7 protein-coding genes are annotated in these 11,521 nt (G+C 54.6%); 2 read left to right on the forward strand and 5 right to left on the reverse strand.

Translation table 11 applies throughout. The features are described 5' to 3' along the window. Nucleotides 1–2 precede the first annotated feature (2 nt). A complete protein-coding gene (locus JL719_RS16275) occupies nt 3–686 on the forward strand; it encodes a Fe2+-dependent dioxygenase (protein WP_033155345.1) in 684 nt (227 codons plus the stop codon). 524 nt (nt 687–1,210) lie between these two features. Next, on the forward strand, nt 1,211–3,220 hold the full coding sequence (locus tag JL719_RS16280) for a TOL_0244 family TonB-dependent receptor (RefSeq protein WP_033155346.1): 2,010 nt from the start codon (nt 1,211–1,213) through the stop codon (nt 3,218–3,220). 136 nt (nt 3,221–3,356) lie between these two features. On the opposite strand, the gene JL719_RS16285 is transcribed toward JL719_RS16280, so the two are convergent. From JL719_RS16285 to JL719_RS16305, 5 genes are all read right to left on the reverse strand, one after another. Next, nucleotides 3,357–3,743 (reverse strand): NifB/NifX family molybdenum-iron cluster-binding protein, encoded by a 387-nt coding sequence (locus JL719_RS16285; RefSeq protein WP_033155347.1) that lies wholly within the window; start codon nt 3,741–3,743, stop codon nt 3,357–3,359. A gap of 226 nt (nt 3,744–3,969) precedes the next feature. Then, nucleotides 3,970–4,833, reverse strand: a complete 864-nt coding sequence (locus JL719_RS16290) for a class I SAM-dependent methyltransferase (protein WP_033155348.1) — start codon at nt 4,831–4,833, stop codon at nt 3,970–3,972. Between the two features lie 34 nt (nt 4,834–4,867). Further along, nucleotides 4,868–7,588, reverse strand: coding sequence for an EAL domain-containing protein (locus JL719_RS16295; protein WP_033155349.1), 2,721 nt, complete (start codon nt 7,586–7,588; stop codon nt 4,868–4,870). 6 nt (nt 7,589–7,594) lie between these two features. Continuing rightward, the gene (locus tag JL719_RS16300; RefSeq protein WP_033155350.1) at nt 7,595–10,894 is read right to left on the reverse strand and encodes a PAS domain S-box protein; all 3,300 of its coding nucleotides are present in this window, start codon (nt 10,892–10,894) and stop codon (nt 7,595–7,597) included. Nucleotides 10,895–10,897: 3 nt separating this feature from the next. Continuing rightward, on the reverse strand, nt 10,898–11,518 hold the full coding sequence (locus tag JL719_RS16305) for a YfiR family protein (protein WP_033155769.1): 621 nt from the start codon (nt 11,516–11,518) through the stop codon (nt 10,898–10,900). Nucleotides 11,519–11,521: the final 3 nt, after the last annotated feature.

Genomic DNA, 11,521 nt, shown 5'->3' on the forward strand with positions numbered 1-11,521 from the left:
CCATGTTGATCCAAATTCCGGAAGTCCTCTCCCCTGCCGAACTGCAACAGCTGGGCGATATGCTGGCCGACGCGCCTTGGGCGGATGGCCGCATCACCGCCGGCAGTCAGTCGGCACAGGTCAAAAACAATTGGCAATTGCCGGAGCAAACCGAGCAAAGTCAGGCGGCCCGTGCCATCCTGCTGAATGCCCTGAATCGCAATCCCCTGTTTCTGTCGGCGGCGCTGCCGAAAAAGATTTTCCCGCCTTTGTTTAATCGCTATGCCGGAGAACACAACACCTTCGGCAACCACATCGATAACGCCATCCGCCACTGCCCGATCAGCGGCGAACGGGTGCGTACCGATTTATCAGCGACGATTTTCCTGGCAGACCCGGACAGTTACGATGGCGGCGAACTGGTCATCGAAGACACCTACGGCGAACACGCCGTGAAGCTCGCGGCCGGGGATATGGTGTTGTATCCCGGTTCCAGCCTGCATCGGGTGGAACCGGTGACGCGCGGCGCGCGGCTGGCTTCGTTCTTTTGGTTGGAAAGCATGGTGCGGGAAACCGAACGCCGCCGCCTGTTATTTGAAATGGACATGGCTATCCTGGAATTGCGCAACACCCAAGGCGACACCGCGCCGACCGTCAACCTGACCGGCTGTTACCACAACCTGCTAAGGATGTGGGCGGAGGTATGAAACCCGCCTGATAGTTTATTCCGGCTCCTATATAGACCCAGTATCGTCATCCCTCGAACGCCGTAACCTTAGCGCAGCCCTTTTAGCCCTGAGCGGCGCGGGACCGCTGACATATAAGGGCCGGGTAAAAACAAACTGCGTCAGCTTAAGTCCTCGTGCCACTGCCGTTGGCATACCGCTGAAAACTTTATCTTCATCCCGCCGCCAACGGCCAACAGCGCATCCCCTCCTCCCCTATTTGCTTGGCCCTAACGCGCAGCACATTCCATCGCACCTGTAAGCGCAGAACGCTGTCAGTCAACAGATTGACCTATTGACCGGCCTTTTCTTGCGTTCACCATTTCCATTAAGGCGGGCAGCATGATACTTGAGGGCCGGAATGGCCAGCACCTTTATGCGCCTGACAAAGTAGAATGCATAAATGCTACAAAAACTTTGTGATAAATCGATGCTGCGCTACATTTGCAGCTGAAGAATTAACCCGAGAGACACGCTGTCTCTTGCCATGCCCCATTTGCTACAGAATGAAAAATACCTTTTACCCCGTTTGGATAGGCGCGCTGTGCTTGGCTGTTCATACGGAGATTGCTTCGGCCGATACCGATTTAACCGAGTTGAATTTAGAAGAACTGCTATCGGTAAAAATCACATCCGTTTCCAAAAAAACCCAAGCGCTAGGCGATGCAGCGGCGGCGGTATTTGTGATTAGCAACGACGACATCAAACGCGCCGGCGCCACTAACATTCCCGATGCACTACGTTTGGCTCCCGGCATCGACGTCGGCCGCATCGACGCCAACAAATGGGCCGTCAGCTCGCGCGGTTTTAATGGCCGGTTTTCCAATAAATTATTGGTGCTGATCGACGGCAGAAATATCTACACACCGGCTTTCTCGGGTGTGTATTGGGAAATGCAGGATGTCATGCTGGAGGACGTGGAGCGCATCGAGGTGGTTCGCGGCTCCGGAGCAGCGCTGTGGGGAGCCAACGCCGTAAATGGCGTCATCAACATCATCACCAAACATGCCGCCGATACTCAAGGCGGCTTGCTCAGCGCCGGCGGCGGCAGCGAGGAACGCGGATTCGGTGCATTCCGCTATGGCGGCAAGCTCAACGAAAACACCAGCGGCCGCGCCTATCTCAAAGGTTTTGATCGTGACACGCTCAGCAGAGCCGACGGCCAGCCCGCCGGCGATGCCTGGAGCAAAATGCAAGGCGGCTTTCGCATCGACTCAGACTGGTCGGACGCCGACTCCGCCACCGTGCAAGGCGATGTTTATCATAGCAATTTAAACCAGCAAATCGGATTAGCTACGTTCACCGCGCCTTATCGAGAAACGATTGCCGACCAGGTACAAGCCACCGGCGGCAACTTGCTGGGCCGTCTACAACATCGCATTTCCGACACCTCAAATTACACTCTACAACTGTACTTCGACAGCTATGACCGCAGAGAAAGTTTTATTGAAGAAGAGCGTTATACCGGCGACGTCGATTTTCAACACCGCTTTGCGCTAAACGACTGGAACGACATCATCTGGGGCGCGGGTTATCGGTATACCTACACCAAAGAAAACCAAGTGAAGCAGACCTTAGTTAATTTCACGCCACCTCAACGCGGCGAGAGTTATTTCAGTACCTTTCTCCAAGACCAATTAACCTTGGTGGACGAGCAGCTATGGCTGACGCTGGGTTCCAAACTGGAGCACAACGATTACACCGGCATCGAAGTGCAACCCACCGCCCGCCTGCTGTGGGGACCTGACCCCAATCACCGGCTGTGGGCGGCTATTTCCCGAGGTGTGCGCATTCCGTCGCGGGTGGATGCGCATATGGAGTTAATCGGCCAAGTGGTGCCGCCGCTGACCAGCCCCAACAGCACACCTTTACCCCTGGCCCTCGCGGTAACCGGTTCCAACGCTTACCAATCCGAAGAGGTGCTGGCCTACGAAACCGGCTATCGATACACCCCCAGCAACAGCTTTTCCTTGGATGTATCGTTGTTTTATAACGATTATCAAAATCTGCGCTCCTATCATCCTGGATCGATAGACCCGGCAAATGTGCCGTTTTTTATCAAACAGCCTTTGATTATCGACAATACCGGCAAGGGCAAAACCTATGGCGTAGAAACCTCGGTAGTTTGGAAAATGCTGGATTGGTGGCGCTGGGACCTGAGTTATAGCGTGTTGAAAACCGAGCTGACCAGCAATCCCTATTACCAGGAAGCAGTATCGCCGCAGCACAAAACCTCGTTGCGCGCGATGCTCAATCCGACACCGGACATTACCCTGGATGCCTGGCTGCGATATGTGGACAACGCCAGCGCCTTTACCTTAAGCGGGCCGGCATACATTAAAGCCTACACCACCCTGGATTTGCGTCTGGCCTGGAAGCTCAATCAAGCCGTCGAATTATCGCTGGTCGGCCAAAACTTATTGGACAACCAACATCTGGAATACATTCAGGAAACTTTCACCCAAGCCGCCGAAGTGCAACGCGGCGTTTACGGCAAAGTGGTTTGGGAGTTTTGAGTTTGTAGTAAAACAACTGCGCCGAGCTAGTAAGCGACACGGCCCTTGAACTTACCAAAGCAGTAATACCGCTCAGCGAACCAAGTCCGGCAACTAGGCTCCCGCCTGTGCGGGAGCGACAATATTTGAGTACGGATCATTGATCGCTGGTTTTTAGGCAATGTGCTTCCTCGTGCGGCAGGCCATCGACAAGTTCGCCGGCCAGATAGGCGGCCACTGCTTGCAAAGGCGATGTCTCGCTGGTGGTATGCAGCTCAGTATTTCTCTCCAGCAGGTTCCGCTTCACCCCGTCTCCCGCCGACCCGGCAATCGCCACATCAATATAATGCAGCGGATGCCGATTGCCGTCGCCGCGCACATGCCATTCGTGCAGGCTGCCAATCTCGGTTAGATCAAGCGTCCAAGCCAGACTCGCCTCCGCTGCATTTTCGGCAACATAAACCAGCCAGCGCGATGCCCTGCCGGCATGCGGCGCGATATTCCCCTCTTTTTCAACAGCCACGGCAATTAGTATTTCGTTCATCGATTCGGCACCTTTATAACCAAGAAAATTTCCTGTGGAGTAAACGCCCTCATGTCGAAATAGTCAACGTTAGCGTCAGCCGTTAGCTAATTCAAAGGTACGTCCCGTAAGTCGTCATTTCGGCAGGGATTGCCGAAATCCAGACTGCATGGATAGCTGGAAGCTTGCCGTCCATGGCGCTGGATGCCCGCTCTTGTGCCCTGTGGCTTTTTTTGGGCTAGCTGAGCTATTGCACCGCACCAAGCGCCGCGCCAGGCTTTATAAACCGCAAGGTCATTCTATCACTTTCGCCGATCGCGGCGTATTTATCCCCATCCTTGCTGCCTTGGCTAAATGCCGGCGGCAAGCGCCACACGCCGCCCTCGCGGTCTTTGCTGTCCAACGGGTTGGCATTGATCTCGCTGGCAGCCTGCAATACAAAGCCGGCCGCACCGGCCCAGGCAATCAGCTGATTTTGGCCGATATACCCCGAAAAATCGTCGTCCGCCACATCGCCGTTTGCCCGATGTTCGACCAGCCCCAGCGTACCGCCAGGTTTAAGCACGTCGAAAAAACCTTTGAACATCAATGCCACGCTATCCGCTTCCCGCCAGTTATGGACATTGCGGAACGTTAGCACCACATCCGCTGAAGCGGGTGCGCCAAACGTCGGCTTGGCTTCGTCATAAAGCCGAATCTCCGGACTACCGTATAGGCTCGGTGAGGCACGCAATTTGCGCTCAAGCGCGTTGAGTTGCTTTGCATAATAATGTTTGGCGCTGTTCTTGACGGCACTCTCAGGGTTTATCACCGCGGCAATGTAATGGCCGTTTTCCCGAAGCAAAGGCGCCAGAATCTCCGCGTACCAACCATAACCCGGCGTAATTTCGATCACAGTTTGCTGAGGATTCACGCCGAAGAACGTCAGCGTTTGCAACGGATGCCGCCAGTTGTCGCGGGCAACATTAGCCGGGTCGCGCCACTTGCCGGCAACCGCTGCTTCCAGTGTCCATACCGGCTCAGTGCCCATCGCTGTGGAATGTGCGTCCTCCGACGCAGGACAGGCAACCAGCGCGGCGATAACTGCGGTGGCAAGCAGTATTCGAATCACAGTCGCTTCAGCCCTCTTTGCATTCGGCTTATATTCAAGGCAATCCAAAAGACTCCGGCTTTTTAATGCACAGTGCTTCAAAATCAGCCAACGGTATCGGCTTACTGAACAAGTAGCCCTGATATAACTGACAGCCTTGCCGTTCCAAGAATGTCAACTGCTCTTCGGTTTCAACGCCTTCGGCGATACTTTCGATACCCAAGTTATCGGCCATGCCGATGATGGTTTGTACAATCACCGCATCACTTTGGGATACCGTAATATTGCGCACGAAGGACTGGTCGATCTTCAATTGGTCTATCGGTAACTTGGTCAGATAGTTCAGCGACGAATAGCCGGTGCCAAAATCGTCCATCGAAAAACGCACGCCAAAATCACGCAGTTGCTGCATCTTCACAATCGCATCGTCAATGTCATCCAGCACCAAACTCTCGGTGAGCTCAAGTTTCAGCCGATTGGGACTCAAATCGCAGCGCGCCAGGGCAAGCCGGACTTGCTCCACGAAATCATCCTGATGAAACTGTAGGGCGCTGACATTCACAGCAAGCTGTAACTCAGACTTAAGCGGATCGTTTTCCCAGGCTTTGAGCTGCGCACAAGCCGAGTCCATGACCCATTTACCAATCGGCAAGATCAAGCCAGTGTCCTCGGCCAATGGAATAAATTCCGCAGGCGAAACCAAGCCGCGCTCGGGATGGAGCCAACGTATCAAGACTTCTGCGCCAAGAATCTGACCGGCGCGGTTGACCTGCATCTGGTAATACAGCACCAATTGCTGCTCGCTTAGTGCCACACGCAAATTGCTTTCCAATACCGCGCGGGTTTCCAAGGCGGCCTGCATCACCGGATCGTAAAACAGCAGCTTATTACGGCCGCCGCGTTTGGCTTGGTAAAGCGCGGTATCGGTGTATTTCAGCAATTCCTCTGCCGTAATATGTTGGTTGCGAAACATGCAGATACCCATGCTGGCCGAGCAATGGTGATCGTATCCCTGCAACGAATAAGGCTGATTAATGGCAGAAAGAATTTTACCCGCCAGCATTTTGGTATCGGCAGACGCACGGGTTTCGTCCGCACTTAGGCTGTTCAATATCATCACAAATTCGTCACCGCCCAACCTGGCGACGGTATCGCCTTCGCGCACGCATTCTCGCAGACGTTGGGCAACCTCGATCAGCAGCAAGTCGCCAATCGTATGGCCTTTGGTGTCGTTGAGCGCTTTGAAGTTATCCAGGTCAATAAACAAGGCTGCACCATGCTTATCATGCCGGGCATTGGTGACTATGGCTTGTTGCAGGCGGTCGTAAAGCAGACGGCGATTCGGCAGATTGGTTAACGGATCGTAAAACGCTAGGCGCTCGATCTCGGCTTCTGCCTGTTTTTGAGCCAACGCGCGGCTGAAATTTTCCAAGGCAAAGTTAATATCCATGGACATTTCGACCAACAGGTCGCGCGCCGCATCGTCGAAGGCGTTCGCCTCGTCGGCGTACAGTACGAATGCGCCGACCGCCTGATCGTTTTTGAGTAAAGGCAACGCAGCCGACGCCGCCCAGCCGGCGCGCAAGCCTTGTTCGCGCCACGGCACGGTCATCGGATCGTTAATAAAATCCTGACACCAGCAAGGGCGTTGTTCGCGGATTGCCACGCTGGCAGGACCGCGGCCGAAAGCACTGGCGGCATCCATGCACATATCGATAGTAGCCAACTCTTCCGCGCCTTCCCCAAAACTGGCGACCGGGCGTATCGAGCACTGATCGGCCGCAAACACGCCAACCCAAGCCATTTTCATACCGCCAAACTCCACGGCAGCACGGCAAATTTCCAGGAACAGTTCGGTTTCGTCGGCACTGTGGACGATGGCTTTATTGCAATGACTCAAGGCCGCATAGAGCTGCATGTGGCGTTGGACTTTCGCTTCTGCCGCCTTACGTTCGGTCACGTCGCGGGCAATTCCGAGCACGCCTATCGGTTTGCCGTCCTGATTCAACACCGGTGTCTTCAGAGTTTCGAACAAGCCGTAGTAACCGTTATCAGCGAAAGTCAGCCATTCTTCGTTGGCGCAAACCTTGCCGGCGGCCAGCGCTTTGCGATCATGGTCCCGGAAAAAATCCGCCAGTTCCCTGGAGGTAAATTCGTAATCGGTCTTGCCGACGATGTCGGCTTCCTTGGCGCCGTATAAGCGTTCGAATTGCAGATTGCAGCTGATATACACACCCTGCAGATCCTTTAACCAGACCAGATCGGGAATAGTCCGCAGCAAGGTGTGCATGAGGCTATGGGCCGCAACCAGATCGTTCAGACTGGCTCTGAGCTTTTTCTCGCTCTCCAGGAGCTGGTGGCTACGCTCTTCCACCAACTCTTCCAGATGATTGCGCAGCCGGTCGATTTCCAAATGTGTGCGCACGCGCGCCAGCAGCTCCTCACGTTGATACGGCTTGGTGACAAAGTCCACCGCGCCCAGCTCAAAGCCTTGGACTTTTTCTTCCGGGTCCGACAGCGCACTGATGAAAATAATCGGCACATGGCGGGTATCCGGATGCGCTTTGAGCAGACGGCAAACCTCAAAGCCGCCCATACCCGGCATCAGAATATCCAGCAACACCAAATCAGGCGGATTGGCGGTAGCAAAATTAACGGCCAGCTCACCGTTTATCGCCGAGCGCACCTCGTACCCTTCAGCCTTAAGCAGGTCCGACAGCAACTTCAAAGACGCCGAAGTGTCGTCAACGACCAGAATTTTGCCTGCATTTACCATGATGTTTTAGTTAGTTCCCAATAGATTAAGAATAGTCGGATATTCGTAAGCTTCGGCAAGCCGAGTCAATGCAGCGGCCACCCGCAGATCGTACGCTGCAATCTGTTGAATAATCCCGCCTATACGCTCGCTATCCAGATTATTCACTGCCAACTGCAAATCCTCGCGTAAATTCTGCGGCACGACCGACAGCATCTCCGGCGTCAAAATCACGCCCTCCGGCATCATTGCCGGTGAGTCTGCATAAACATAGCGCACGCCCAAGAGCCGGGTTAGGCAGTCGTAGATTTCGTTGGCCCGGAAAGGCTTACAGATTAAGTCGTCCATGCCGGCCGCCATAATATCCGCCCGTTGCTCGGTGAAAGCCGACGCCGTGACCGCGACGATCTTCACCTGTTTGCCGCCCGGCAAGCTTCGAATGATTCTGGTCGCTTCCAAACCCTCCATGACCGGCATCTGTATATCCATCCAGATTAAGTGTGGCTGCCAACTTTGGAAACATGCCACGCCCAACTCGCCGTTCTCGGCCACCTTAACCTGAAAGCCCACGGCCTCCATCAGATTCACCAGCAATAATCGATTCTCCAGCTGATCTTCGATTATCAGAACCCGATAATTATCCTGCCCCGGCATCAGCCCCAGCACCGTGCGTTCTTCCGATCGGTACAAACCGTTAATATCGGCTGCCTGCGCCTGCTTTAGCGGCACATCAATGCGAAACAGCGAACCCTGCCCCGGTGCACTCTCCAGACTGATTGAGCCCTTCATTAATTGCACAAATTGGCGGGTGATGCTTAAGCCCAGCCCGGTACCTTTGTTGTCGGCCAGCTGTCCTATCTGCACAAACGGTTCGAAAATATGCTTTTGGTCTTCAGCGGCAATCCCAGGACCGGAGTCCTCCACTTCAATCAACAGATGGGCGATGGCGTTGTTCTTGGTGGACAAGCGTATGACCACCCCGCCTTGCTGGGTAAATTTCAACGCATTGCCCACCAGATTGATCAATATCTGGCGCAAGCGGGCCTGGTCACCGATGATATAGCGCGGAAATGAGGAAGACTGATCGACGACTATTTGCAGATTTTTCTCGGCCGCGCGTACCTGCATCATCTTCATCACATCCAGCACCATTTCCCCCAAATCGAATGGCGCATCTTCCAACTGGACCCGGCCCGCTTCTATCTTGGCCATTTCCAGCACGTCATTAATCAAGTTCAACAAGTGCTCGCCGCTACGATTGATAATTTCGACGTTGGCGCGATCACCGTCTTGTAGCCGGGCATTTTTCAGCAGAATGGCGGAAAAACCGAGAATCGCGTTCATCGGCGTGCGCAATTCGTGGCTCATGTTAGCCAGGAATACGCTCTTGGCTTTATTAGCCGCTTCGGCGGCGTCGCGAGCCAACAGCAATTCCGCCGTCCGTTGCTGCACAGTGTTTTCCAACTCGTTTCGGTAGCGCATCAGTTCGTTTTCTGCGCGTTTGCGATCAGTGATGTCGCGCGCAATTTTGGAAGCCCCGACAATTTCGCCTTTTGAATTTCGTAGCGGCGACACCGTTACCGAAACGTCAATCAATTGCCCATCCTTACGGCGGCGGATCGTCTCGTAATGCCTAATCGATTCTCCCCGCCTGACTCTATCCTGAATTTCCCGCTCCTCATTTTGGCATTCTCCGGGTATCAAAATAGCAATCGAATGACCGACGATCTCGTCGGCCCTATAGCCAAACATGCGTTCCGCCCCCTTGTTCCAGCTGGTAATGACGCTATCGAGAGTTTTACCGATGATGGCATCTTCAGTGGACTCAATGATCGCGGCGTATTCCGACAACAATTTCTCGGCGTTTTTGCGTTCGCTGATATCCCGGCAAATCGCCAGGTTGTATGTCTTGCCATCAAACTCAAAACAGTTACCGGTCACTTCCACCGGGAAAACCCGCCCATCACGTGTCCGGTGACTGGTTTCGAATTGCATTTGGCGACTCACGGACAGCACCGGCCAAAATTTCTCCCACACGTCCGGCGACCAGCTGGGATCAATATCGAACACCCCCATACCGCGGGTAAGCTCATCTCGACTGTAGCCTAATCGGTTGGCGGCCCCCTGATTCGCATAAAGAAATTTCGGATCGTTCCCCGGCATCAGGAATATGGATTCCTTCACTTGATCCAGGGCATAAGTCAGCAATTGCAGCTGGTGCTGCGCCTGTTTCCGCTCGGTCAGATCATAAACCAAGCCAACGAACCCGCTAACGGCGCCGCCCTCCCCCTGTAAAGCCGTTATAGACAGATTGACCGGCACGCGCGTCCCGTCCTTGCAGATAAAAGTCCACTCGTTTTCTTCGCGTAGACCCCGTTGAGAATGCGCGGTAAACACTTCGAATCCCGGATTAATCAAGACACCCAGTTCTGCAGACAATGTCTGAGCACGCTGTTGAATCTCGGCTGCATCGTGCCAAAGTGCCGGGGTGTGTTGGCCTATCAACTCGTCGGCCGTATACCCCAACAAGCGCTCCGCGGCTAAATTGAAGCTGGTAACCGTGCCGTCAGAGGATGTAGAGACGATGGCATAGGCCGCGTTGTCCAAAATCGTACGATGAAAGGCGTTAAGCCGGGACAATGCCATTTCACGTTCTTCAACCGCTTCCAACATGGCGTTGAAGCTTTCCCCCAAGCGCGCCAATTCATCGGCGCCGACGACTGGAACCCGATGCCGGTAGTCGGCGGACAGCCGAACCCGCTCCGCAGCGACGGTTAAGGAAGCAATCGGCTGAATGATAGTCCGCCGCAGCACCGCCAGTTGCCCTAAGGTAGCGGCCAACAGCACCAGCATACCGGCACCGAATAACCAGAGCAGCTGGTGAGTTTGCTGACTCAATTGCTCCAGACCCATCACGATGCGCAACCGCCCGCCTTTGCCTAAACCCTGCAACAACTCCGCGGCATCGTGGTTTAGATAAATGCCATCGGCTAAGGTTGGCGTACTCCGCGGCGGCTCGGAGGCAGTGTGGTTGAGGCTGGCCAGCATCCGCCCATCATCTAAAAAAATATCCGCCTCTTGAATTTGCGGATTGGCGCGCAAGGTATCCAGCACTTCCTGAGCCCGCGAGGGATCTTCGAAAGCCACCGCCGCCTCAGTGCCCACAGCGACCAACTGCGCGTAAGGTTCCATGATCTGCCGCACGCGCTGTTCCAGGGTCATACTGTGAAACAGTGCCAGCCCCGCCACAGCCAACACGAACGCCAACAGCGCCGCCCCCCAGAGCACTGCCGCAAGTCTGTTGTAAATAGTGGCTTGGATGGACATGACTTATCTCATTCGGCGCAGCTCGCCGTTTTCCAAAATCTCACTGGACACTTCCAACATTTTGGTCTGAATCGTCAAGGAAACCGCTCGGGCTTGATCGAGGTTGACGCTCATCCGCACCCTATCCGTCACTTCAAATCCTATGACTCCACCATCCGGCAAGAATTCCGGCTCGTCACTGACCGTCAGAACCGGTTGCTGTTTCAACACCGCCAGCGCCGTGCGCCGCTTTGCGGCATCCGCATAAGCCATGAAAACAATCTGACACGGCGGCAATTCTGCCACCGTGGCGGCGCGAACAATGACAAAGCCACGGCCCTGCTCCGTTCGTCCGCGCAAGGTGGTTTCTAAAATATCGCCAAACGGATCAGGCCCCAGCACACCGATACACCAAGGCGCATTTCCGGCGGGAAGCGCCTGTTTCGGCCAGACCACGTAATGGGCGAAATTACGCAGAAAGGCCGCTTTTACTTTGTAGGGGTTATCGACTATCACCTCCTGGCCGACTGCCAAACCCGGCAGCAGCAACAGGGCAGCAAGCCAAAGGGCCGCCCTGGCATGGCGCCTCGGACATAGCTTATTGCCTGCACATTGATCGCAAGCCCCTGATGAATTAGCACTCAAAAC

This window comes from Methylomonas sp. LW13 (genome assembly GCF_016865255.1).
Lineage (GTDB): Bacteria > Pseudomonadota > Gammaproteobacteria > Methylococcales > Methylomonadaceae > Methylomonas.